The sequence below is a fragment of the Natrinema sp. DC36 genome (assembly GCF_020405225.1).
Lineage (GTDB): Archaea > Halobacteriota > Halobacteria > Halobacteriales > Natrialbaceae > Natrinema.
Genome location: NZ_CP084472.1, coordinates 888171 through 911716, shown reverse-complemented (window position 1 = coordinate 911716; position 23546 = coordinate 888171). Strand labels below are relative to the sequence as shown.

At 64.9% G+C, this 23546-nt stretch carries 26 protein-coding genes; 10 read left to right on the top strand and 16 right to left on the bottom strand.

All coding sequences use genetic code 11. The features are described from left to right. Positions 1-22: 22 nt before the first annotated feature. Positions 23-763, bottom strand: a complete 741-nt coding sequence (locus LDH74_RS04965; protein ID WP_226041422.1) for a hypothetical protein — start codon at positions 761-763, stop codon at positions 23-25. 110 nt (positions 764-873) lie between these two features. On the opposite strand from LDH74_RS04965, the gene LDH74_RS04960 reads away from it, so the two are divergent. After that, positions 874-1092 carry a hypothetical protein gene (locus LDH74_RS04960; RefSeq protein ID WP_226041421.1) on the top strand — a complete coding sequence of 73 codons (219 nt, stop codon included), beginning with the start codon at positions 874-876 and terminating at the stop codon, positions 1090-1092. A gap of 136 nt (positions 1093-1228) precedes the next feature. On the opposite strand, the gene LDH74_RS04955 is transcribed toward LDH74_RS04960, so the two are convergent. The 5 genes from LDH74_RS04955 to LDH74_RS04935 form a co-directional block, all read right to left on the bottom strand. Beyond that, positions 1229-1831 (bottom strand): uracil-DNA glycosylase, encoded by a 603-nt coding sequence (locus LDH74_RS04955; protein ID WP_226042503.1) that lies wholly within the window; start codon positions 1829-1831, stop codon positions 1229-1231. Positions 1832-2049: 218 nt separating this feature from the next. Continuing rightward, the gene (locus LDH74_RS04950) at positions 2050-3054 is read right to left on the bottom strand and encodes a helix-hairpin-helix domain-containing protein (RefSeq protein ID WP_226041420.1); all 1005 of its coding nucleotides are present in this window, start codon (positions 3052-3054) and stop codon (positions 2050-2052) included. A 311-nt stretch (positions 3055-3365) separates the two neighbouring features. After that, the gene (locus LDH74_RS04945) at positions 3366-3656 is read right to left on the bottom strand and encodes a hypothetical protein (RefSeq protein WP_226041419.1); all 291 of its coding nucleotides are present in this window, start codon (positions 3654-3656) and stop codon (positions 3366-3368) included. After that, complete coding sequence (locus LDH74_RS04940; RefSeq protein ID WP_226041418.1) at positions 3653-4729, bottom strand: Mrp/NBP35 family ATP-binding protein; 1077 nt, start codon at positions 4727-4729, stop codon at positions 3653-3655. The genes LDH74_RS04945 and LDH74_RS04940 overlap by 4 nt, the downstream gene beginning before the upstream one ends. Positions 4730-5071: 342 nt before the next feature. After that, positions 5072-5395, bottom strand: coding sequence for a hypothetical protein (locus LDH74_RS04935; protein ID WP_226041417.1), 324 nt, complete (start codon positions 5393-5395; stop codon positions 5072-5074). A 128-nt stretch (positions 5396-5523) separates the two neighbouring features. Here LDH74_RS04935 and LDH74_RS04930 point away from each other — a divergent pair, with 128 nt between their 5' ends. The 3 genes from LDH74_RS04930 to LDH74_RS04920 all read left to right on the top strand — a co-directional run bounded on the left by LDH74_RS04930 (position 5524) and on the right by LDH74_RS04920 (position 8216). Then, positions 5524-5847 carry a DUF5783 family protein gene (locus LDH74_RS04930; RefSeq protein ID WP_226041416.1) on the top strand — a complete coding sequence of 108 codons (324 nt, stop codon included), beginning with the start codon at positions 5524-5526 and terminating at the stop codon, positions 5845-5847. A gap of 81 nt (positions 5848-5928) precedes the next feature. After that, positions 5929-6780, top strand: a complete 852-nt coding sequence (locus LDH74_RS04925) for a translation initiation factor eIF-2B (protein ID WP_226041415.1) — start codon at positions 5929-5931, stop codon at positions 6778-6780. Positions 6781-6923: 143 nt separating this feature from the next. Next, a complete protein-coding gene (locus tag LDH74_RS04920; protein WP_226041414.1) occupies positions 6924-8216 on the top strand; it encodes a TIGR00341 family protein in 1293 nt (430 codons plus the stop codon). 13 nt (positions 8217-8229) lie between these two features. Here the strand turns inward: LDH74_RS04920 and LDH74_RS04915 are convergent, their stop codons facing one another. After that, entirely contained in the window at positions 8230-8925 is a 696-nt protein-coding gene (locus LDH74_RS04915) for a ThuA domain-containing protein (RefSeq protein WP_226041413.1), read from the bottom strand. A gap of 372 nt (positions 8926-9297) precedes the next feature. On the opposite strand from LDH74_RS04915, the gene LDH74_RS04910 reads away from it, so the two are divergent. Continuing rightward, the gene (locus tag LDH74_RS04910; RefSeq protein WP_226041412.1) at positions 9298-10422 is read left to right on the top strand and encodes a Gfo/Idh/MocA family oxidoreductase; all 1125 of its coding nucleotides are present in this window, start codon (positions 9298-9300) and stop codon (positions 10420-10422) included. A 147-nt stretch (positions 10423-10569) separates the two neighbouring features. Here the strand turns inward: LDH74_RS04910 and psmB are convergent, their stop codons facing one another. Next, positions 10570-11301: an archaeal proteasome endopeptidase complex subunit beta gene (gene psmB / locus LDH74_RS04905; protein ID WP_226041411.1), complete on the bottom strand. Its 732-nt coding sequence runs from the start codon at positions 11299-11301 to the stop codon at positions 10570-10572. Positions 11302-11506: 205 nt separating this feature from the next. Continuing rightward, on the bottom strand, positions 11507-11677 hold the full coding sequence (locus LDH74_RS04900) for a hypothetical protein (RefSeq protein WP_226041410.1): 171 nt from the start codon (positions 11675-11677) through the stop codon (positions 11507-11509). A 330-nt stretch (positions 11678-12007) separates the two neighbouring features. Here LDH74_RS04900 and LDH74_RS04895 point away from each other — a divergent pair, with 330 nt between their 5' ends. Beyond that, entirely contained in the window at positions 12008-12364 is a 357-nt protein-coding gene (locus tag LDH74_RS04895) for a DUF555 domain-containing protein (RefSeq protein ID WP_226041409.1), read from the top strand. A 70-nt stretch (positions 12365-12434) separates the two neighbouring features. Further along, on the top strand, positions 12435-12974 hold the full coding sequence (locus LDH74_RS04890; protein ID WP_098723762.1) for a CBS domain-containing protein: 540 nt from the start codon (positions 12435-12437) through the stop codon (positions 12972-12974). Positions 12975-13039: 65 nt separating this feature from the next. Here LDH74_RS04890 and LDH74_RS04885 read toward each other — a convergent pair whose 3' ends face one another. Beyond that, positions 13040-13453 (bottom strand): MarR family winged helix-turn-helix transcriptional regulator, encoded by a 414-nt coding sequence (locus LDH74_RS04885; protein ID WP_098723763.1) that lies wholly within the window; start codon positions 13451-13453, stop codon positions 13040-13042. 141 nt (positions 13454-13594) lie between these two features. Here LDH74_RS04885 and LDH74_RS04880 point away from each other — a divergent pair, with 141 nt between their 5' ends. Continuing rightward, on the top strand, positions 13595-14143 hold the full coding sequence (locus LDH74_RS04880) for a hypothetical protein (protein WP_226041408.1): 549 nt from the start codon (positions 13595-13597) through the stop codon (positions 14141-14143). A gap of 268 nt (positions 14144-14411) precedes the next feature. Continuing rightward, positions 14412-14987: a hypothetical protein gene (locus tag LDH74_RS04875; protein ID WP_226041407.1), complete on the top strand. Its 576-nt coding sequence runs from the start codon at positions 14412-14414 to the stop codon at positions 14985-14987. Positions 14988-15226: 239 nt separating this feature from the next. Here LDH74_RS04875 and LDH74_RS04870 read toward each other — a convergent pair whose 3' ends face one another. Next, the gene (locus LDH74_RS04870; RefSeq protein ID WP_226041406.1) at positions 15227-15883 is read right to left on the bottom strand and encodes a helix-turn-helix domain-containing protein; all 657 of its coding nucleotides are present in this window, start codon (positions 15881-15883) and stop codon (positions 15227-15229) included. Between the two features lie 145 nt (positions 15884-16028). Between LDH74_RS04870 and LDH74_RS04865 the strand changes: the two genes are divergently transcribed. Continuing rightward, the gene (locus tag LDH74_RS04865) at positions 16029-16253 is read left to right on the top strand and encodes a DUF2892 domain-containing protein (RefSeq protein WP_226041405.1); all 225 of its coding nucleotides are present in this window, start codon (positions 16029-16031) and stop codon (positions 16251-16253) included. A gap of 74 nt (positions 16254-16327) precedes the next feature. Here the strand turns inward: LDH74_RS04865 and LDH74_RS04860 are convergent, their stop codons facing one another. From LDH74_RS04860 to LDH74_RS04840, 5 genes are all read right to left on the bottom strand, one after another. After that, positions 16328-17302 carry an aldo/keto reductase gene (locus LDH74_RS04860; protein WP_226041404.1) on the bottom strand — a complete coding sequence of 325 codons (975 nt, stop codon included), beginning with the start codon at positions 17300-17302 and terminating at the stop codon, positions 16328-16330. An 87-nt stretch (positions 17303-17389) separates the two neighbouring features. Next, positions 17390-19261: a formate/nitrite transporter family protein gene (locus LDH74_RS04855; protein ID WP_226041403.1), complete on the bottom strand. Its 1872-nt coding sequence runs from the start codon at positions 19259-19261 to the stop codon at positions 17390-17392. Positions 19262-19355: 94 nt separating this feature from the next. Further along, positions 19356-20528, bottom strand: a complete 1173-nt coding sequence (locus LDH74_RS04850) for an ABC transporter permease (protein WP_226042502.1) — start codon at positions 20526-20528, stop codon at positions 19356-19358. A 100-nt stretch (positions 20529-20628) separates the two neighbouring features. After that, positions 20629-22506: a PrsW family intramembrane metalloprotease gene (locus LDH74_RS04845; RefSeq protein WP_226041402.1), complete on the bottom strand. Its 1878-nt coding sequence runs from the start codon at positions 22504-22506 to the stop codon at positions 20629-20631. Beyond that, positions 22503-23420, bottom strand: a complete 918-nt coding sequence (locus tag LDH74_RS04840) for an ABC transporter ATP-binding protein (protein ID WP_226041401.1) — start codon at positions 23418-23420, stop codon at positions 22503-22505. The genes LDH74_RS04845 and LDH74_RS04840 overlap by 4 nt, the downstream gene beginning before the upstream one ends. Between the last annotated feature and the right edge of the window lie 126 nt (positions 23421-23546).

Genomic DNA, 23546 nt, shown 5'->3' with positions numbered 1-23546 from the left:
ACGTTCCAAAAGGGTTGTCGGTCTATTCGCGCTCGAGCCCGCCGTCCTCCCCGACTCGAATTCCGAGTTCGTCCACGAGCGTCGCCGTCGCCTCTGCACCCGGCCGCTCGGCGGCCCGCCGAGCCTCGAGCCCCGCAACGGTCGCCCGAAACCCAGCAGCCGTCGCGACGGTGGGAAGCATCGGGGCGAAACCGACGCTAAGCCCGCCGTCGGCCGCGCGTCGGGCCAGCGTCGACAGTTCGGGCGTCGCGTACGCGTCGGCGAAGTCGATCGGCTCCGAAAAGCCCGCGAAGTACGTGCTGCCCTCATCGGACGGCCCGAGCACGACCTCGTGACGGCGCAAGGACATCGCCGCCCCGTCGATCTCCGTTCGGGCCACCAGCGGCACCGTCGGCTCGAGCACCCCCGCGCTCTGGACCCCTTCGCGCTCGAGGAGGTGCGTGACGGTGTTGCCGATCCGGGCCGAGCGGCTCGAGCCGACCTGTCGTTCGAACCGGACCGCCGCGTCCTCCCCGAGCGCATCGAGAGCGAGCGCTCGGACCTCCGCTTCGGGGTCACCGTCGGCGTGTGCCTCGGGCAGAGTCGCTTCGTCGCGGTAGTTGACCAGGAGGTCGCCGCCGCTCGAGGTGACGCTCCAGCAGACGTCGGCAACGGCGGCCTCGTAGAGCGAGACTGCCTCGGCGTCGGAGAGCGGCGACTCCTCGACGAGCGACGAGAGGACGAGTCCCTCCCGCGGCGGATCGACCGGGACGACGACTATCATGTGTCGGACTCCGAGCGCGCGGTCCTTGAACGCGGCGCTTCCGTCGATCGCGTCCGGAGTCGGCTCCGCAATGGAGACGAATTATAGTGTCGGAGCGTTTTCGAGCCGGTATGGACGAACGATCGATCGCCGGACTGTTCGGGACGCTCGTAATCGCGGCGCTGGCAGTCCTCGGCATCGTCGGGTTCGGAAACGGCTATCTGACCGACACGACCGGCCAGTACTTCGTGCCGACAATGGGTGCGCTCGTTGTCGGCGTCATCGCCGTGGGGACACTGATCGCCCTGGGCGTCGGCTCGAGACGCTGGCGCGAAAATCCGTACTGGTAGCGAACGCCGTCAACCCAGATAGCATCGCTCTCGGCTCGTTTCTGCCGCCCCCGCCGGGCCGTTTCTCTCGTCTCTCGTCTCGTTCTGGCCCCGCCGTATCGTTCTGACCCTGCCGTATCGCTCCCGTTCTCCCCGCCTAGCGTCCCTGCCGCCCTTTCGTCTGCCGATAGTCCGAGGCCATCAGCGACGCGAAGGCCTCGAGCCACGCCTGCGTCTGCTCGTCGGTCTGCTCCTGGGGCTCGATCATCGGGACGAGTTCGAAGCCGCGACCGCGAATCCGCGTCGCGTGATCGTCGGGGAGGGCGAGTTCGTCGGCCGGGGTCGTCGTGTACTCCACCCCGAGTTCCGCCAGCGCGCGCTCGCCGACGGGGATGAGTATTTCCGGGTTGATCATCCGAATTTCCGCGTTGAGATAGGGCTCACAGTTGCCGATTTCCTCGTCGGTCGGCCGACGATCGGGGTCGCGACAGCGAGTCAGGTTCGTCAGATAGACGTTCTCGAGTCCGGGTTCGTCTGCGGGCGAGTCGATGGCACATAGTCCGAGGCGCTCGAGCATCCGTCGCAGCCCGCCGTCACCGTTGCTGCCGCCCTCGCCGGCGAACGGAACGCCCACTTCGTCCGCGTACGCTGTCGGTCGCTCCCCAACGAAGAGGAAGTCAGCGCCGACGTCGCCGTAGCCGTGGACGATCTGCGTGCGCGTCTCACAGAGCGCCGGACAGTTCCGACACTCCTCGTCCATGCCGTACGGGTTCGCTCGAGACCGTTGATTCGCGTCCACACTCCCGTTTCGGAAGCGACAACTAAAAGCGACGCGTCTAGCTTGGGGGCGTCACGCGGGGACGAAATCGACGGGCGATACTCGTCTCCGCCGGGGACGGCTCCGCGCCGGCAAAACGGACCGCAGTAACCGAACTGTCGGTTGCGGATTCCCGCTATCCGGTGCGATTCGACGGTCGATTATGCGTGAGACTGGGCGGCTTGAATCCACTCAGCTGCACGGGCCTGCGAGATCTCTGCGGCCTCCGCGACGGTGTTCGCTTCCGTTCTGGCGAGGTCCGCGAGGGTTTCGATGCCCGCTTCGGCGAGCCGATCGGCGTAGGTCTGGCCGACGCCGTCGATGGCTTGCAGGTTCTGCTCCGCAGCGCCTTCTCCCTGCTCGGACGCGGTTTCGATCGCGTCGGTGGTATCGACTGCTAGATCTTCGGTCGTTGCGGCTTCATCGATAGTGGCTTCGGCGCTCTTTCGGGTCGTCTCGGCGACCGATTCGGCCTCTTCCTGAGCCGTCCGCATGGTGGCTTCGGTCTCCTGCTGGATGGTTTCGGCAACCTCTTCGGTCTGGCGCTGGACGGTTCCGACGGTTTCCTCGGCCCGGCCGACGACCTCGATCGTCTGCTGTTCCGTCTCCTCTTGGGCGTCGATGACCGAGTCGATCGACCCCGCGAGCACCCGCCGTTGCTGGTCGGTGAGATCTTCGACCGTGTGGAGGAACTTCGTCTCGAACTCGTCCCAGATGTCGTCCTGACTCTGCTCAAACTCGTCGAACTGCCGATCGACGGTCGATCGGATATCTCCCCCGTTTGCCTCCAGCGCTGATTCCAGCGCGTCGAACTGTGCGTGCAGCAGTTGCTGGAACATTTTCGTCCCCTGCTCGAATCCCTCGTTGAGCAGCTGTTGGGTCTGTTCCGTTCCCTCTTCGAATTCCTCGTCGATAGTCGATCGGATGTCGTACCCGTTCTCGTCGAGGGCCGACTCCATCGCCTCGAGTTGCGCGTCGAAGAGCTGCCGAGCGAGTTCGGTTCCCTGACGCTGGACGCTTCGTTGCATCGCCATGCTGTTCTGCAGGAACGCTTCCGCGGCGTTCTCCTGGAACTCGAGTCCCTGCTGGAACAGCTGCTGACTCCGTTTGATCGACTGGCGCTGCATCTCGAACGTGCTTTCGATGGGTGATGTCGTGTCTGTCATAGAGTATGGTACCAGTACCGAGGCGAACCGATGCCCCGCCACTGTTTCCTAGTCGGACGGACAGCAGCCAGACGAATAAGCAACACCCCTAAATGGTTTTAGAAGACATTTGATGCCACAGAGGGGCGTGGGGTATCGGCGCGGCGATGTCTCGTGGTTTTACGTCCACATCTCATCACGGGAACAGGGACAACCCTCGCTGGTCGGTACTGGCCGAAGAGGGGTCTCGAGCGAGTCACTCCGACGATCGACTCGGGGCGCGCTCGACACTCCGAGAAGACGTCGGTTCACTCACAGCACTCGAGACGAGATCAGCGCTCGAGACCGCCTCGCTCGGTGACCTCAAGGATGAACTTCACGTTGCGGACGATCTCCTCGGGAGATGTTTCCTCGCCCTCGTCGTAGAGATCGCTGGTTCGATAGAGGATGTTAGCGAGCTGTTTGCGCTCGCTCGTGTCGCCGCGAACGTCGTCGGCGACTTCGCGGAGGAACTCGACGCGCTCGGGATCGGGATCGAACTCGTTGGCAGCGGCAGTGTCCACCTCACTCTCGTCGCCAGCGGCAGTCTTCTCCCTACTCCCGTCGTCACCGCCGGCTGTCATCGATCCGGAGAGGCTGCCTCGTTGCGTCGGCTCTGGGAGATGGCCTGCCGGTGAACGATCCCAGTGTTGTTGGCGACGTTCTCGGTAATCGTCCGCAGGGCGTCGCTGGTCTCGTCGCCGTCTTTCAGGACCGTCGGCTTCCCGCCGTCACCGCCTTCGCGGACGGCCGGATCGAGCGGGATCGAACCCAGGAAGGGGAGCTCGTGTTCCTCGGCGAACGCCTCGCCGCCGCCGGAGCCGAAGATATCGTGTTCGCCGCCGCAGTCGGGGCAGGCGAACGTCGACATGTTCTCGGCGATGCCGAGCACGACGGTGTCGTGTTTGGCGAACATCTCGAGGCCCTTCCGGGCGTCGTCCAGCGCCACGTCCTGCGGGGTCGTGACGATGACCGCGCCGGTGACGGGCATGGTCTGGAGCATCGTCAGCTGGGTGTCGCCGGTGCCCGGCGGGAGGTCGACGACGAGGTAGTCGAGGTGACCCCACTCCACGTCCTCCGTCAACTGGGTGATGACCTTGTGGACCATCGGACCGCGCCAGATAACGGGGTCGTCCTCGCCGGTGAGGAAGGCCATGCTCATCAGCTTCACGCCGTACTTCTCGGGCGGAACGAGGGTCTCGTCCTCGGTGGCCATCGGCGGCTCGTCTGCGTCGACCATCCGCGGCACATTTGGCCCGTAGACGTCGGCGTCGAAGAGGCCGACCCGGGCACCGAGCTGTGAGAGGCCGGCGGCGAGGTTGACCGCGACGGTCGACTTGCCGACGCCACCTTTCCCGGAGGCGACGGCGATGACGTTTTTGACGTTCGGCAGTACCTGTTCCTCGCTGGTGAGGTCGTCGCGATCGGGCACGCTCGCGGTGAGGTCCGCCTCGAGGCCCTCGGCGGTGAGCACCTCGCGGACATCGGCAGCGATGTCGCTCTCGCTCGGTGAGTAGGGGGCGCCCAGTGCGAGATCGATGGCGACCTGATCGCCGTCGACGGTGATGTCGTTGACCAGCCCGAGCGACACGATATCGTCGCCGAGTTCCGGATCTTCGACCGTCCGGAGGCGGTCGCGAACGGCGGCTTCGTCCATGCCACTAGGTACTTCCCGGCGTCGAAAAGGGTTGTGTTCCCACCTTTTTGCTGCGGGTTGCTGAGAAATCGGAGATTTCTCGCATCAAGCGAAACCGTCGGTTTCGAACGACCTCGCTCATGGTTCGAGAGAGCGGAGCTCTCTCGTCATCACGAAAGGTGCTTTGCGCCTTTCGAACGACTTCGTTCGCTCGAACCGCTTGCAAAAATCTGTCTGGCGAGAGCGAAGCTCTCGCTGACCTTTGCTCAGTTCGTTCGCAAAGAGGCCGAAGCGGCCGCTCGCTCCCGCTGGTCGCTCGCGGGTGCATCGCTTACACTCGAACCGCCGCAGATATCACCGTTACTACGCGTTGAAGTCGAACCGCGGCCCGCCGTAGGTCGGCGGATCGGGCTCGAGTTCCACGCCCTGCTCGTAGCGCACGAAGTTGAGGTAGAACGGACGACCACAGCCCTCGACGGGCTCTCCCTCGGGGTCGGTAACGGGACCGTCCTCGCCACAGAGCATTTCGATCCCATCGGCCGACTCCCGGTCGGGATCGTCCGGGCTCGCGTACTCCCAGCCCGGCTGGCGGACCGTCGTGACCGATCGGTCCGCCAGATCCGGCGGCCGCTCGAGGCTGACCACGGCGTTGCAGTGGGGACAGGTGTACCGGACGGTGACGGTCATCGGCGGCTCTAGGGGCCTCGAGGACGTAAGCCTGCGGGCATCGGTGGGACGTTCGGGTGCTTGGCCGGAGGGCCGATCCCGGTATGGAGTCCCGAACCGTTTACCCGATAGCGTCCGCACGGACGGCTATGACCGAGTTCGACCCCGAAAAGTTCGAGGAGAAGTACGTTCACTACTTCGAGGAACTCGAGGAGGCGTACTCCGCGGCCTACCAGCAGTTACACGGCCAGTATGACTCGGCGGTACTTCGTGCCATCGACCGGCAGGTGCTGAGCGAGAGCGAACCCTTCTACGAAGGTAATGGCGAGTTCCGCGTCGAACTCCCGGCCGAGCCGGCGGCTCGTGTCGGCGCGGTGGCCGACCACGAACAGTTCGAGCCCGTCCTCGAGGCGTTCGTCGACCGAATCGAGGACGAACTTCAGCGGATTTTCGAGTTCGACGAGACCGCGTGACGGCGCACCTTCGAACGACCGGCGACGGGACGGTTGCGGGCACCCGGAACACCTTTTGCGCTGACGGGAAACCGTGTAGGTATGATCGACGAGACGGCCGAGGAAATTCGGGAGATGCAGACGCACAGCTCCTCGGTGGTCGCTGTCCGCGCGGCCAAGGCCCTCGAGGAGCTTGTCGAGCGCGAGTTCGCGACCGTCGAGGAGTACGTCCGCGCGCTCGAGCGAAACGGCTCCGTGTTGCGACGGGCGAACCCTTCGCACGCCTCGTTACAAAACGCCGTCCGGGAGGTCGTCGACGACGTGGCCGACGCCGAGCCCGACAGCGTCGAGGACGCTCACCGACTCACGAGCGAGAAGATCGACGAGGTCGTCTCGCGGATCGAGTCCGGCAAGCGGCTGGCCGCCGAAAACGCCGTCGATCACCTCCCGGACGGCGCGACGCTGCTGACACACGACTACTCTTCGACGGTGATCCAGGCCCTCGAGCAGGCGACCGCGGCCGGTAAGACGTTCGAGGTCTACGTCACCGAGGCCCGACCGCGCTATCTCGGACGCAAGACCGCACGGACGCTCGCCGAGATGGACCGCGTTGAAACGACGCTTCTCACCGACAGCGCCCACGGGATCTACCTCGAGGAGTGCGACCGGGTCATCGTCGGCATGGACTGCATCGTCGACGAGACGCTCTACAATCGCGTCGGCACCTTCCCGATCGCGTCGACGGCAGCCCGACTGGACGTGCCGGTGACCGTCCTCGGCTCGGCCTCGAAGATCGTCAGCGAAGGGTTCGTCTTCGAAAACGAGTTTCGGCCGGGCAGCGAGGTCATGGCCGAACCCGCCGACGGCTTCGACGTGGAGAACCCCGCCTACGACGCGACGCCGGTCGAGTTGCTCGAGAGCGTCATTACGGACGAGGGACGGGAACAGTTCTGAGCGATCGACCGGCCTCGCCCCCTTCGGTACCGCTCCGTCGATACGGCTCGAGGCGGTGACCGGGACCGTCCGAACGGTCGCGACTTCGAGACAGTCCGTCACGGGTGGCAACGATCTATCCACGTCGCTCCCGTATCGGTCGTATGCGTCTCGTACAGGTGTTCGTTCCCCGAGACGAACTGGATCTCGTCGTCGAGACGGCGGAGGAAGCCGGCGTCGACTACACCGTCTCTCGAGACACGGATCGCGGCGAATTCGAGGCGCTCGTTTCGATCCCTGTCCCGCCGCCGGCCGTCGAGCCGCTGTTAGAGGCCCTTCGAGCCGCGGGTCTCGACGAGCGATCGTACACGGTCGTCACGGCCGCGGAAACGATCGTCTCGAAGCGAACCGACGAGTTGACCGGCCGGTTTTCGGGAACCAGAATCTCTCGCGAGGAACTCCGGGCTCGAGCGGCCGATCTCGCACCGGCAGCGTCGACCTATTTTGGCCTGCTAATCGTGAGTACGGCGATCGCGACGGCCGGATTGTTGCTCGACTCGGCAGCGACGATCATCGGTGCGATGGTCGTCGCGCCGCTGATGGGACCGGCGCTGGCGGCCAGCGTAGGGGTAATCGTCGACGACGAGGCGCTCGCGTCGCGCGGTATCGCGTTACAGGTGATCGGCCTCGCGGCCGCCGTCCTCACGGCAGCGGTGATGGGCTGGGCGCTCAGAGGGACCGTGTTGCTTCCGCCGGGGTTCGAGATCACGACGGTCCCGCAGATCCGCGAGCGGATCACGCCTGACTTTCTCGCCCTGTTTCTCGCGCTGGGTTCCGGCGTCGCTGCGGTCATCAGTCTCACGCGAAACGTCGGATCGGTGCTCGTCGGCGTCGCGATCGCCGTCGCGCTCGTTCCGCCCGCGGCCACCGCCGGCCTCGGGATCGCCTGGAGAGATCCGACGGTCGTCCTCACCGCGGGCACGCTCGTCCTCGTCAATATGCTCTCGATCAATCTCACCGCGTTGCTCCTGTTATGGCTGTCCGGCTATCGGCCGGAACGAACGGAGTCCGTCGAACGCGTGTACGGGCGGCTCCGCTCGCGCGTCGCGGTGCTCCTCGTCGCCATCGTCGTCCTCTCGGTCGTTCTCGGCGGCATCACCTACGGCACGTACCGCACCGCCGCGGTCGAACACGACGTCAAAACGGAACTCGAGACGATGAGCGAGGCGGAACTCGCGGCCGGCTCCGAACTGCAGTTCCGGGAGACCGCGATCGACTACGAACTCATTGACGTCTACACCGGCGAACGGCCGACGATCACCGTTCACGTCGACCGACCGCCCGGCGAGGGGCTCCCGAACGACTTCGCCGACGGCGTGCGCGACCGCCTCGAATCGGCGGCCGGCGTCGATCTCGAGGTGATCGTCGAACTGGCGACGACTCTCCGCAGCGGTTGAGCCGGGTGAGATGCTACTCCCGCTTTCCGAACGACCGCGGCGACCCCTCGGTCGGGCTGGCCCAGACGACCGCGTTCCGGAGTACCCGCCGAATCGCCTCGTTCTCGTAGATCGGATACGTCTCGTGGCCGGGCCGGAAGTAGAATATTCGCCCGTTTCCGCGACGGTAACAGCAGCCGCTGCGGAACACCTCGCCCCCCTCGAACCAGCTGACGAACACCTGCCGGTCGGGTTCGGGGACGTCGAACGGCTCGCCGTACATCTCCGTTTCGGGGAGTTCGATCGCTTCGTCCAGGCCGTCCGCGATCGGATGGCCGGGATCGACGACCCAGAGCCGCTCGGTGCCGCCGTCCTCGCGGTACTGCAGGCTACAGGAGGTTCCCATAAGGCGCTTGAAAGGCTTCGCGTAGTGGCTCGAGTGCAGCGGGATGAATCCCATCCCCTCGAGGACGCGCTCGTGGACGCGATCGACGATTTCGTCCGCGACCTCGTCGTGCGCCTCGTGGCCCCACCAGAGCAGGACGTCCGTCGACTCGAGGACGTCGTCGGTGAGACCGTGGTCGGGCTCGTCGAGCGTCGCGGTCCGAACCTCGTGGTCGTCGGCGAGCGCGTCTGCGATGGTCTCGTGAATGCCGTCGGGGTAGACGGCCGCGACTGCGTCGTCCTCGCGTTCGTGGCGAAATTCGTTCCAGATCGTGACTACGACCATGACCGATCGGTCTGCTGTCCGGAGCCTTATACTGTCGGTCGTACTGACGAGCCATCGTCGCGGCCGATCTCGACGAAACGGATCGAGCGACTGCCATCATAGTGGCTCCCGGCGGACGGTATCGGCCGGGAGACCGACGAGTGAAACAGCATCCTGGAATACTAGAAACAGTCACTATATGTTACCTATACTGCCGTAATAGTATAATAATACGTGAAATACGAAAGGCCTGTACGTATTAATCGGTCACAACCCTTATTTCGATAGCCGACTGCCACACTCTATGGACCAGGATCGAACGCAAATGATCTCGAAATGGTTGGTTTCTCACTGCCCTTCCATTGCTGCTGAGACGAAATCGGAGGTCTGGATATGATTGGCGACGGAATCGGGGTCGGCATCGTCGGCCTCGGTGGCATGGGAAATCTCCACGCGCGGAGCATTCGAGAACTCGGCGCTGACGTCGTTGCTGGCGCGGACCTCGTCCCGGAGCAACGAGACCAGTTCGCCCGGGAATTCGGTTCGCGGACCTACGAGACGCACGACGAACTCGTCGTCGACGACGCGGTCGACGCCGTCATCGTAACGACGCCCAACCGGTTTCACGAGCCGATCGCCGTCGCGGCCCTCGAGGCGGGGCTGGACGTCCTCGTCGAGAAACCGCTCGCCCACACCCTCGAGAGCGCCGAACGGATCGCGGAGACGGCGGCACGCTCGCCGGGGATTTGTATGGTCGGATTCCATAACCGCCACGCGGCGTCGATGTCCATGTTCGACGAACAACACGCCCGCGGCCGCTTCGGCGATCTGACCCACGTCGAGGCCGACTACGTCCGACGGCGCGGCGTCCCCGGCCCCGGGTCGTGGTTCACCGATCCCGAACTCGCCGGCGGCGGTGCCTTGCTCGATATCGGCGTCCACGCCCTCGACCTCGCACTCTACGCGCTCGACTTCCCCGAAATCGTCGAAGTCAGCGGTGTCACGCGGACGACGTTCGGAACCAGTGAGGAGTACGCCGACCCGGACGGCTTCGGCGACAACTGGGACGCCGAAGCCGAGACCTACGAGGTCGACGATTCCGTCAGCGCCTTCATTCGCTGTGCGAACGGCGAGACGATTTCGCTCGAGGCCGCGTGGGCGACCAACCGCGAACAGAGCATGGACTTCAGAGTCCGCGGCACGCAGGCGGGCGCGCAGTTCGATATCGGCGACACCGATCTCCACATTCTCGAGGCCGGGACGGCCGGCGGCGATCACTACGCCGATATCGATATGACCGGTGACGCCGCCGTGACGGGCTACAGCGAACAGGACGAGCAGTTCCTCGCGACTATCGCCGCGGGCACAGCGCCGGAGACCAACACAGTCGAGGAAGCGCTGACCGTCCAGCGAACCATCGACGCGATCTACCGCTCGAGCGAGTCGGGACGGGCGACCGAACTCGCCGACTCCCGCGTGTCCGAACACCAGCTCGAGCAGGCGACGCGACTCGACTAGTCGATCGTCACTTTTCGACGCCGTTTCGGCGCGTTTTCACTTGCAGCAAGCGGAAGCGACGCACGACGGAAAGGGTGCTCTTTGCGATGACCGGAGCCATCACTACTCCCACGAGAGAAAATCGGAGAATCAACCGTGTCGGCCGTGTTAGAGGACTTCGTCGAAGTCGTGATGGCCGTGGATGTCGACGCCCTCGTCGGTGATCTCACAGAGGAAGACGCCGTTACCGGAGCCGGTGTCGCGCTCGACGGCGGACTTGATGCTCCGTGCGGCGACCGTCTTCGCTTCCTCGGTGGACATGTCCGGTTCGTAGGCCTGCTCGAGGTGACCGTATGCGAGTTGCATCCCGCTGCCGGTGACGGTATAGTCGTCCTCCATGACCCCGCCGGCGGGGTCGATGCTGTAGACGTGGCTGCCCTCCTCGTCGACGCCGCCCAGAATCGGGTGGATGGCGAAGAACGGGCCGCCGCGAGCGAAATTCCCCGCGAGCGTCGCGAGGGCGTCGATGCTCATGTTCTCGCCGCGACGGGCCTCGTAGAGGTTGACCTCGGCGCGGAGGCTCGAGATGAACGACTGTGCGCCGCCGACCGAGCCGACGAGCGTGAGCGCGCCGGTCGGGTGGATCTGTTTGACCTTCTGGACGTTCTTGTTCGAGACGAAGCGCCCGCCGAGACTGGCGCGCATGTCCGTCGCGATCACGACGCCGTCGGCGGTGGAGATGCCGATCGTCGTCGTGCCGGTCTTGTTGACGTTGTCCAGGTCCGCTCGCGTGAGATCGTTCTGGGGCATCGAACCGATCTCCGGCTCGTAGGGGTTCGGATCGTCGGCCAACTGGTCGACCGTCCGGGAGAAGTCGGAGTCGTCTGTAGGCGTATGCATTGCTGGAACGATACGGCCGGGACGGTATAAAACACCGGCGGTCACCACTGTCGTTTCCGCTTCCACCGACCGAGCAAATCAGTGGCCTCGAGGGGGCCGAAGGGCCGTCTAGAGGGCGGCTGAACGGGACAAGCGAGTGATCGATGCTGAGAGAGCCGGCGGTTCGGCGGTCGACGAGCAGGAGAATCGGTCTCGGTTCAGTTGATTAGCGCCGTGCGTTTTCGTAGGCCGCTTCGACGGTGGCGAGGATGCGGTGGATCGGCAGGCTGAATCCGGCCTGACGGGCGGCGATCGCGAGTGGCATGGCAGCGATACCGATCACAATGCACAGCTGATACAGGACGAACAGCGTCGCGTGGTACGCTCGGGATATCATCGGCGTTCAGCCGTGCTCAGACGGAGGGAATATATAAGTCTTTGTGAGACCCATTCGCTGGCACGGTCGTGTTCTCGCAAATTGGGTCGCCGCCTGCTTGCGATTCAATTCTAGTTTCATCGCATACAACTACAGGCGTACTCGAGGCGATGTACGGCTATGCAGGTGGGAGTTCACACCGTGTTTTCTCGTAACTTATGGGAACGATTCTGTTCGCGTGCGCGCCGCCCAGCGACGACGGAAGCGAGTGGACCCGAGTCAAATTAACCCGCTCGGAGACGGCCGCCGACGAACCGCAAGACAGGAAACCCCCCAGACCGACCACGACGTATGGGAAACTATCTCGTCGCGATGGAAGCGGCATGGCTCGTTCGTGACGTCGACGCGATCGACGACGCGATCGGCGTGGCCGTCAGCGAAGCCGGGAAACGACTCAACAGCGAAGACATGGACTACGTCGAGGTCGAGGTCGGCGCGACGGGCTGTCCGGCCTGCGGGGAACCGTTCGACTCCGCCTTTATCGCGGCCGACACCGCGCTCGTCGGCCTCGGGCTCGAGATGGAGGTCTTCAACGCCGACGGCGAGGAACACGCCTCTCGCATCGCGAAGAGCGAGGTCGGCGGCGCGCTACGGGACGTCCCACTCTCGGTGGTCGAAATCGTCGAGACCGAAGCGGACGACGAGTAGCCGACGAGCGCAGCGGCGGGAACGGAGACTCACCCAAAGCTCTTTCTATAACCCGTGGTTATGGTTTCGTATGGAACTCCCGACGCCCGCGGACCTCCGACAGCGCCGTACCGAACTCGGGCTCACGCAGAGCGAACTCGCGGAGACGGCCGACGTCTCCCAGCCGCTGATCGCCCGGATCGAAGGCGGCGACGTCGACCCGCGTCTGTCGACGCTCCGCCGGATCGTCAACGCCCTCGAGAAGGCCGAGAGCGACGTCATTCGCGCCGACGATCTGATGAACGAGGCGGTCGTGAACGTCGCTCCCGGCGATTCCGTCAGCGAGGCCGCTCGGAAGATGGAGGAGGAAGCGTACTCCCAACTGGCGGTCATTCAGGACGGGATTCCGGTCGGCTCGATCAGCCAGACCGACCTCGTCCACCTCGATTCGGAGGACCGCGACGAACCCGTCGAGGAACACATGAGCGAGAGCTTCCCGACCGTCTCGAAGGACGCCACCCTCGACGAGATCAGCAACCTGCTCGAGCACTACAAAGCCGTGATGATTACGCAGGCCGGCGAAACTGTCGGTATCATCACTGAGGCCGACATCGCCGCGCGCCTCTCCTGAGCGGCGGCCGGCGCGTCCGAATCGGACCGTCGACCCGAGTGACTCGTTTCGCCGCCTCGAGCGACCTACTCGATGTCGGGCCGGGGCGCGTTCTCGTATTTCACCATCTTCTCGGGTTTATCGGAAATCGTCTCGTAGATGCGTTTGAGGGTCTCCTCGGCCGCCAGCAGATTGTGCTCCGCGAGGAACGCACGCCCCTCGTCTGTCAGCCGATAGAACTTCCAGGGATAGCCCTGCTGGCGCTCGTCATCCGGGAGCGCGACCGCTTCGACCACGCCGGCGTCGATCAGCTTCTGGACGTGCTTGTAGACGGTCGCCTCGCTTACGCTCGGGTTTAGCCGCTCGAGTTCGTACATCGACGGCAGTCCCTCGGGGTGTTGGAGAATGTTCGCCAGCAACGCGAACCGCGTCTCCTGGGTCACGAAGTGGACGAGTTCGCGCGCGTTCGCCCCCTCGGGAGCCCCCACGTCGGTACTCATGCGGCCATCTACGGAGCGCGTCACCAAGTAGTTTACCCTGGAGTGAATCACTGTGGCGTAACTCACCCGGCGACGGTATCGAGAATCGGAAACGGAAACGACACGGTAACTACTATCCCTAATTCGAGCAAATCACCGCGTATGACAGATGACGATCCGCCGGTTCCCGACGAGGTACTCACGAGCGCGACGGAGCGACTCGAGGCCGCGGAGCTCTCGCTCGCGGACAACGAGGAACTCCTCCACGCGCTGAGCGAACTCCAGCCGGTCTACGAGAGCGAGCGCTCGTACTTCGTGCTCGGTAACTACGACCGCGAGCCGATCCGACGCCTGAATCTGGTCGTCGATCGGCTGAATCGCCGCTCGGACGCCTACGCGTTTCGCATGGTCGACGTTCGCGGCGACTGGGACAACGGCATCCAGAAGTTCTGCCTCGTCGCGGATCTGGTCACTCACATCGTCGGCGTCGCCGAGGCGGAGCCGAGTGGCTTCCTCGTTGAACAGGGCTTGCTCGCGGGTACGTCCGACTACTTCGAGAAGAGCCACGTCCTCAAGCGGGAGTACCCGGGCGACGACCGGGCGTTCGACTGGATGCAGGACAGCGTTTTCGACCTGCTCGAGGACGAGGGGCGGCTATATCGGTGGGAAACCGAGGCGGATCTCGTCGAGGCCGCCGACACGCTGCCGTGATCTACGGTTCGGTGGCCGCCGGCTGAGCCCGATATCTAACGACCACAACGACGTCTCTTCGATCTACGACGAAACGGACGACGTCGCACACCCGACCGGATATATGTTACGGACTCAAGAGTTCGTTACCGCACCAAGTAGTACGCTTCCATTCCACAATCCGAGTCTGTTCGAGGCGAAGACGGATTATGATTGCGTGATCGGTGAAACGGTCTTTGTCCTTATTGGGCGACCGATGCGCTAGTCGTCAATTGTAGAGGTCACTACTATGGATCACGAGACACTCCCGACCACGGACAGCGAGGAATCGACACGTCGGACGTTCATGAAACAAGGCGCTACAGCGACGGCCGGTCTGGCACTCGTCGGCGCAGGGGCGGGTACGGCGACGGCGCAGGACGGAATCCTTGACGATGGGTGGGAAGCGCTCATCTTCGCCAATAACTTCCATCCCGACGCGCGGTTCACGTTCGTCTCTGGCGTCGTCGAGTGGACCCCGAACTATGGAGACGTTCAGGACAGTTGGTTCTCGGACTATAACACGTACCAGATCCGGTGGCTCAACACCGGTGAGGTCGTTTCTCTGTTCGTCTCCGAGGACGCCGAGATCGGCCAGTACAACGAAAACTTCGGCTACATCCCGGAACCGGAGGAAGGGCAGAACAGACCGCAGGTGTTCGAGGTGAACCAAGAGTGGACGCCGTTCAGCGACAACCAGCAACTCATCACGATCAACGTCAATCCGGCGGATGATGAGGTCGCGGAGTCCATTCTCGAAAACGACGACTGGTGGCACCCGATGGGGAACAGCGGCGGTAGCAACAATACGACGGCCGGTAACTAGCCGTCGGACGGACGGTCGAATGGAGGGAGAGCGGTGTCGTCCGGGCGGGACCGAGAAGACCGGATAGCTCCGGTTTTGAACGCCGGTTGCGATAGCGACTCGTGCATCGAGTCGCGTACAGTCGGCATCACGCAGATTCGTCAGTGCTCGAGTGGCTCGAGCCACCGATCTGATGGCGGGCCATCGAACGAGTCGGTGATCCGTGAGAGAGCCAGCGGCTCCGTTAGTGAGAACACCACTCATCCATCGAACAGGGACGCGAACACCGTCGACTCGGCTTTCTGGAGGTGCTCCGCCGCGGTCGCCGTCGCACATCCCAGTTCGGCGGCGACATCCGCAGTCGTCCCAGTCCGCGGCACGTCGTAATAGCCCAGTTCGAGGGCGGCCTCGGCCGCATCCCGCTGCCGGTCGGACAGCCGGCCGACGGCGCTGTCGGCGGCGACCCGCTTCCCGCCGACCTGTTCGACAGTGACGCCGACGCCGTCGGGAACGCCGTCGACCGCGGCCTGGATATCGTGCTCCGTTCCGACGATGGTGAACGTGTTGGTCCCGTCGTCGTTGCACTCGATCGGCGGCACGGTCATCAGGCTCCCACGGGTGAAGTTCTCGAACAACGAGCGGGCGGCCGACGACACCGCTCCCTCGAGAAAACAGTAACACGCTCGATCCGTGATCGGAAGCACCGCGTAATCGGCGACCATCAGACTGTCCGCGAGTTCGCGTTCGAAGCGCCGGTAGTCGCCCTCGAGCCGGAACAGAAATCCCGTCGGCGGATTCGAGACGTTCCAGTTGACGATTCGCGCTCGCTCGAGGTAGTCGGCCCCGCCTGCCAGTCGTTTGTAGATCGGCGGCGCGTAGGCACCCCGTGGACGGAGCGTGATACGGACGCGTTTCATACGTCAATCGTTCGAAGAGTGACTCAAAAACTGTTACTCCGCAATGCGGGTCGTCGTCGATCGCGAATGCGAGTGGCGGTAGCTTATAAACGTGCCCGAAAAGTTCGGCCGTACCGATTTCTTCCCGTAATCCGTTTGAGCGAGTATGCAGCGAAACGTCGGCGGACTCGATCGAATCGTCAGGGCTGTCCTGGGAATCTGGCTGCTCGCGGTCGCCGGTGCAGCGGTACTGACTGATCGGCGCGCTATCGCCGTCACGACAGCGATCGCCGCAGCCGGTTTGCTGCTCAACGCGACGACCCGCTTTTGCGGCGGGAACTACCTGTTGGGGATCGACACGACCGAGACTGTGTCATGTTCGCTGGAGTGACGCCGACAAAAGCGGAGTGTTCTGCGAATTTTGTTTCGAATTAGCCGTTGTTCGGAACCAGCCGTCGAACCGACTCACCGGTGACCGGACACCGGAACCGGCTCGTAGGGCTCCTCGAGGTACTCCATGTCCGACTCGGACAGCGATATCTCGAGCGCTTCGACGGCCTGCTCCAGATGCTCGACGCTGGTCGTGCCGACGATCGGGGCGTCGACCCAGTCCTTGTGGAGTAACCACGAGAGGGCGATCTGGGCCATCGTCGCGCCCTTGTCGTCCGCCAGGTCCGCGACCCGCTCGTTAATCTCCTGGCCGCCGCCCTCCCGGTAGGGGTGTTCGTACAGGTACTCCTCGGTCTCGCCGCGGGTCGTGGCATCGATCTCTTCGTGCGGTCGGGTCAGGTACCCTCGAGCTAGCGGCGACCACGGCATGACGCCGACCCCCTCGTTCTCGCAGAGCGGGAGCATCTCGCGCTCCTCCTCACGGTAGACGAGGTTGTAGTGGTTCTGCATCGTGGCGAAGCACTCGAGTCCCAGCGACTCGCTCGTGTGCAGCGAGTCGGCGAACTGGTGGGCCCACATCGACGAGGCGCCGATATAGCGGACGTGCCCGCGCCGAACGGCGTCGTCGAGCGCGCGGAGCGTCGTCTCGACCGGCGTGTTGTGATCCCAGCGGTGGGGCTGGTAGAGGTCGACCGTGTCCATCCCCAGTCGGTCGCGGCTCGCTGCGAGTTCCTGCTCGATCGCCTTTCGAGAGAGACCGCCCGAGTTCGGGTCGTCGTCGCGCATCCGGAAGAAGCCCTTCGTCGCGACCACCGACTCCTCGCGGTGGCCCTCGAGCGCCTCGCCCAGGATTCGCTCGGACTCGCCTCTCGAGTACATGTTCGCGGTGTCGAAGAAATTGATCCCGAGGTCGATCGCGCGGTCGATGATCGCTTTGCTCTCCTCGTCGTCGAGCACCCACTCACGCCAGTCGCTCGAGCCGAAGCTCATACAGCCCAGACAGAGCCGACTAACCTGCATCCCGGTCGAACCGAGCGTCGTGTACTCCATACCGGGCGTACGCAAACCGGGGAGAAAACAGTACGTGGTGCGGCAATCAATCGCACACGGCCAGTTCCCGGGCGAAATCTCGAGTGGCTACCGGCCCAACAGTCGGCGAATGGCGTTTCGTTTGCTGGGTCGCTCGGCGAGCAGGACCGAACTGTCGACCTCGTTGACGACGTCCATGTGGAGGGAGTCGCTCACCAGCCGCGAGAGGAGTCCCGCTTCCGTCGCGCCGATGATCACGAGCGAGTGATCGGCGGCTTCGCGACAGATCGCCCCCTCGATATCGCCCGAGTCGTCGATCGTGAGGTCGGCGTCCTCGAGATCGTGCTCGGAGGCCCAGTTCGCGAGGAACGTCCGACCGGCCGCGCGCTCCTCGGCGTCGTCGACGACGTGCAGGAGTGAGACGTCCGATCCATCCGCTTGCACGAGCGTTCGAGCGACTTCGGCGCTGAGGTCCGAGTCCGGACCGCCGGCAGTGGGCAGGAGGATCCGCGAGGTGTCCAGGTCTCGGTCCTTGAGGACGAGGAAATCGCAGGGGAGGTTGTTGGTCAGCTTTCTGATCCGGCTCTCGGCGGGACCCGCGCCCCACGGTTGCTTGTCTCCCCAGCCGAGGACGACGAGGTCCGCCCGCTCGCGCTCCGCCGTGTCGAAGACGTCCTCGAACGACCGGTGGGAGACGACCGTCGAGGTCTCACAGCCGATATCGTACGACGAAATCGTCTCGCGGATCCCGTCCATCTTCCGCTCGGATTCGGAGACGATCCGCTCGTTCCGTCCGGAGCCGTAGCGCATCGACCGCCGATCGGGTATCTGGACGATGTGGACGGCGTGGACGACCGCGTTCTCGTGGTCGTTCGCCAGCGTACAGGCCAGATCGACGATCCGCGACTCGGTGCGCGGATTCGAGATCGGGACGAGCACGCGGTACGTCCCGCTCTCTTCGATCTCCGACACGCCGGCGGTGTCGATCAGGGGGACGTACGACCGACCGGCGTAGCCGCCGAACAGCCACTCCCGTATCGAAAGCTGGCGTTCGTTCCCATCGAACCGGGCCGACTCGAGGCGGCGTTCGCTCGTCTGGAAGTAGTTGACGACGGTCACCAGCAAGATGCCGCCGATGGTGTTTCCGAGGAGGACCGGGAGAACGAACTGGGTCAGGCCGGCGAAGAGACCGAACTCACCGAGGAAAACGACGTAGGCCATCTCGGTGAACGATGTGACGACGTGGAACAGGTTGCCGATCGGGATCGCGAGGAACGCCATGTAGACGATGACGATTCTGGCGATCGTTTCGCGCGCGGAGTACTCCACCCAGACGACGCCGGCGACGATCAGGCCGGCAAAGGTCGCCTTGAAGAACAGATCGAGCCACGCCGTTTCCATGCCGTGGGTCCCGAGATACATCGCCGCGTCTGCCGCTTCGGGCGAGAACACGCCGCCCCACGCGAGCGCCGCCGCACCGATCGCACTGCCGGTGAAGTTGCCGGCGAGCACGATCGTCCAGTGGCGCAAGAGCGCGGGAATGCTCGCGATTCGTTCGAGGGAGAGCGCGACCGGCGGGAGCGTGTTCTCGGTGTAGAGCTGGTAGCCGCCGATGATGATGTAAATGAAGCCGAGCGGATAGAGCAGCGCGCTCAGTATCGGATGGCCGTCGGTCGAGGCGTACAGCGAGGCGTATAGCAGGACAGTGATCGTGATCGCGAAGCCGGCGGCGATACCGCTGAAGAAGAGTTCGCGGCTCCCCGAGGTGACTTCCTCGTCGGCCGCGGCGACGATCCGCTGGAAGACCTCGTCGGCGGAGAAGCGATCCCGAACGACCGCGCCGACCGCCGGTGCGCCGCTTCTGGATCGTTCGACCGCCTCTCGGACCTGTTCTTGCTCGGGCCGATCGCTGTCCCGCTGCTCCTGATCGGGCGGCTCTCGGCCCGTCCGCTCCTGATCGGGTGGGTCGGGGTTACTCATTACCAGATACGCACCCCTAGAGGGACTAAGCGTTTAGGATCTGCCATCGCCGTCCCGTCAAAAGGGTCTCGTGGAGCGGGGACCGTCTCGAGCCCTACAGCGAGTCGGGATCGAGTCGATCGATACCGCGCTCGAGGGCGACGAACGCGCCGATCGCGAGGAGACCGTACGCGGCGAGCAGCACCCACGTCGTCGGCGTCGGGTTCCCGATCGCGAACTTCGCGACGGTGTTCGCGGGGTGCTCGGGCAGGACGGTCGCGAGGACCAGCGCGCCGACGGTGGCCGTCGAGTAGAGCAACTGGGCCTGTCGCCTGTCGGGTGCCCACAGCGCGATCGCGACCCCGCCGGCGACGACCAGCAACGATAGCGCGGCCACCAGAACGACCAGCGCCACGGGACTCGCGATCGCGGTCCCGTTGAACGAGAGCAAGAGGAGCCACGCGATCGCCTGTAGCGGTGCCAGTGCCGCCGTCGCCAGCAGTTTCGCGTCGATCACGTCCGCGAGCGAAAGCGGCGCGACGCGGAGCAACTCGAGGGTTCCCCGCTGGCGCTCCTCGATCAGCGAGTCCACGACGATGGAGCCGCTGATGAACACCGGCAGGAAACACAGCAGCGGCAGCAGGATGGTGTAGGTGAAGCCGACGTACGGGCTCGCCTCGATCTCGTCCGGTACCGGCACCGGTGACTGCTCCAGTCGACCGCTCTCCACGTGTCCCTGGCGCTCGACGCGCTCGACGTGCTCCAGGGTGTCCCGAAGCTGGACGACGAGCAGGGTCGTCTGGAGCCCCGACTCGGGCGCGGTCGCTCTGACGACGAGTTGCCCGTCATCGTTTCTGTTCGCATCCAGGACGGCGGAGACGCTGCCGCGCTCGAAGGCGTCGTAGGCAGCCCCTCGATCGTCGTACTGTTGAGCGGTGACGCCGTCACGTTCGTTCGCGACCGCGAGCAGCGTATCGGTATCGTCGCCCGTGACGGCGATTTCGGTCTGATAGCCGTCGACCGCCCCCGGATCTGACAGCGAGACGAGGCCGACGACCAGAAACGAGGAGAAGGCCGCGATGAACAGCTGAATCGCGAGCGCCAGCAGGATCGTCTTCTCGGAGCGCAGCGAGGCCAGTTCGCGGCGCGCGATAGCCCAGCGCGCACCCCAACTCGAGCCCGCGTCGGTCCCGCCGTCCGCTCGTACCGGGGGATTCGGCCCCCGTCGGCTCGAGTCTCGGGGATCGTCGGCTCCGCTCGAGCGGGACCGCCACTCGGTCCGCGCAATTCGAGCGCTCTCGCCGTCTCCGTCGCCGATCTCGCCGTCGTCACGCTCACCGCTGCCAATCTCACTGTCGCCGATCTCACCGTCATCGGTGCGGTCGCGCTCACGCGACAAGGGTGATCACCCCCAGATTGTAGGCCGCGTGAACGACGATCGCCGCGAGGAGGCCGCCGACGTAGCCGAGCCGGCTGCGACTCGCCCCGAGCGCCGGGATGACGGCCGTCACGACGTGCAGGGCCAGCGGCGCGAGAAAGACGACGGCGAGAACGAGCGGCTCGTCCGAGACGGCCGGACCGAACGCGGCGGTGCCGACCGGGAGATCGGGGAGGCCCACGAACTGGACGACGTGGGTGAGCTTCTCGCCGACGAAGAAGCCGGCTCCGGAGAGCGCGCCGAGCACCGCGGCGGTCCCCAGTGTCGGCTCGAATCGCGATCGGGCGAAGCCGGCGTAGACGTGCACGCTCTTCGCGATCTCCTCGACCGTCGCCGCGATGAGGATGATCAGCGGTACGGCGATCGCCTGGGGGACGACGAACAGCAGGGCGACCGCGAGGAGCTGACTCGCGAACACGAACGGAATGAACAGGATCGGCAGCACGAAGACGCTCCGGCGACCGCGAATGCGGTTCGCGATCGCGTCAACGACTTTGGCCGGGATCGGCTTCTGGGCGAACATGTCCTCCTCGCGGTAGACGCCGATCCCGAGCAGGAAGCAGACGGCCGCGCCGAGGTAGAAGGGACCGGTCGAGAACAGGTACTCCCCGAGTCGGACCGACTCGCCCTGGAGATCCATCACGACCAGCGTCAGCGGTGAAATCAACGCGATGGCGTTCACGTCGGCGAAGACCGCCGGAATGAACGTGTACGTCGTCAGGAAGACGCTGATCGTGACCGTCACGAAAGTGAGTTCCTTGAACGAGCGGGCGAGCATCGCCCCGACGAACGTGGCCCCGAGGAAGAGCAGGGCGATCGGTAGCGCCGCCGCGATCGCTATCGGCCCGCCCTCGATCACCCACGCGATCGCGACGACGACCCCGACGAGTCCGAGCAAGTACGGGAGGGTCTTCCCCGCGACGATCTCGTGACTCGAGGCCGGCGAGACGAGCAGCAGTTCGCCGCGGCGTTTGACCCGCTCGTCCATGATCGTGCTCCCGTAGGCCTGAATGACGAAGTTCATCGGGACGACGAAGAGGAACGCGAGCACGAGCGATTCGAACGGGAACGGCGGCGAAATCGAGCCGGGGCGGTCCGGTGCCGTCGTCGACGTCGATCCGTCGCCGACGTTCGGGACCTGCGTTCGGCCGTCTCCGTCGTCGGTCCCGCTTCCGCCGTCTCCGTTCGCCCCGGATTCGTCTCCGGTGCTCCCGTCCGTGTTCCCGCCGGTTCCGTCCCCGCTTCCGCCGTTCGTCCCGTCCCCGCTATCGGTTCCGTCGCCGGCTCCATCTCCGTCACCGGCTCCGGAATCGGTCGCCCCGCCGAGATCGCGCTGCTGATACTCGATCGAGACGAGCACCGGGTACGCGGCCGCCTGGTCGGCTTCCTCGTCCATCAGTTTCCCGTTGTACGCCTCGACGGACTCGCGAAACGCGTCGTAGGCGGCCGCGCCGTTGTCGCCGAGGTGACCGATCCGACCGTCTCGAGTCACGACCACGTCGACGGACGCCTCGTCGCGAACGGCGATGGTGCCGGCGTTTCCGTCGCCGTCGGTCGTGACGTCCTCGAGCGGGACGGGCCGAAACTGCTCGCTGTCGACGGCGACGTCGTAGTACCGGCTGTCCTCGTCGACGCCGACGGTGTAGATCTCCCGCTCGAGGCCGAGTCCCTCGTCGGCGACCGAGAACCCCGCGGTCCCGATCGCGGCCACCATCACGACGAGGACGAGCGCAGTCTTTCGATCGACGGTGCCGGCGCTCCGGGCGACCTCCCAGCGAGCGATCCGGGCCGTGCGCGAGACGATCCCGCGGAGACGGCCGTCGCTCACGTCTCGGCCTCCACCGGCTCGCTCGCCACCTCGAGGAAGATATCCTCCAGGCTCGGGGTCTTCGTCTGGATATCGGTGACGCGGCCGCCCGCCGCCTCGACGGTCTCTCGGACGGCGTCGACGGCGGTCATATCGCCGACGACGTGGCGGACCTGCCCGTTCTCGTGAGTCACGTCGATCGGCGAGCCGGCGTCCGCGAGGCCGTCGCTGCCGTCTCCGGTCGCGTAGACGTGATACTCGGTGCCGCCGTGGGCGTCCCGAATCTCCTCGAGCGTGCCGCGGGCGACGATCCGGCCGTCGTTCATGATGACGATCCGATCGCAGATGCTCTCGACGTGGAAGAGGTTGTGTGCGCTGAAGACGATCGTCTTCCCTTCGTCGCTCAGTTCCTCGGTGAACTCGATGATGTAGTTGGTCGTCAGCGGATCCAGTCCCGACGCCGGCTCGTCGAAGATCAGCACGTCGGGGTCGTTCACCAAGGCCCGCGCGATCGCGACCTTCCGCTGCATCCCCTTCGACATGTTGCCGATCTTCCTGTCGCGGTGCTCGAGGTCGAGGCGGTCCAGCGAGTCGTGGATCCGCTCGCGGGCCGCGTCGCGGGGCACGTCGTAGAGATCGGCGAAGAACTCGAGGTAGTCGATCGCGGTCATCTCCTCGTACAGCGGGGACTCCTCGGGGAGGAAGCCGAGGCGGCGCTGCATCGCGGGCTCGCCGGGGGTGTGGCCGGCGACGACGGCGGTGCCGGCGGTGGGCTCGATCAGCCCGGCCAGCATCTTCAGCGTCGTCGTCTTTCCCGCGCCGTTGGGGCCGACGACGCCGAAGACCTCGCCTCGCTCGATGTCGAAGGAGCTGCCCTCCACGGCGACGAAGCCGCCGTACTCCTTCCGGAGGTCGTCCACTTCGAGTATGGCCATTGGATAGCGCGACTGAGGGAGCCACCCCAGTAAAATCTAGCGGCCAGTGACTTTCAGGCCGAAGGCACTGATCTGTCCGTCGTGAGCGCGTCCGACCTCATTTCGTGGTAATCCCCATAGGTCGGG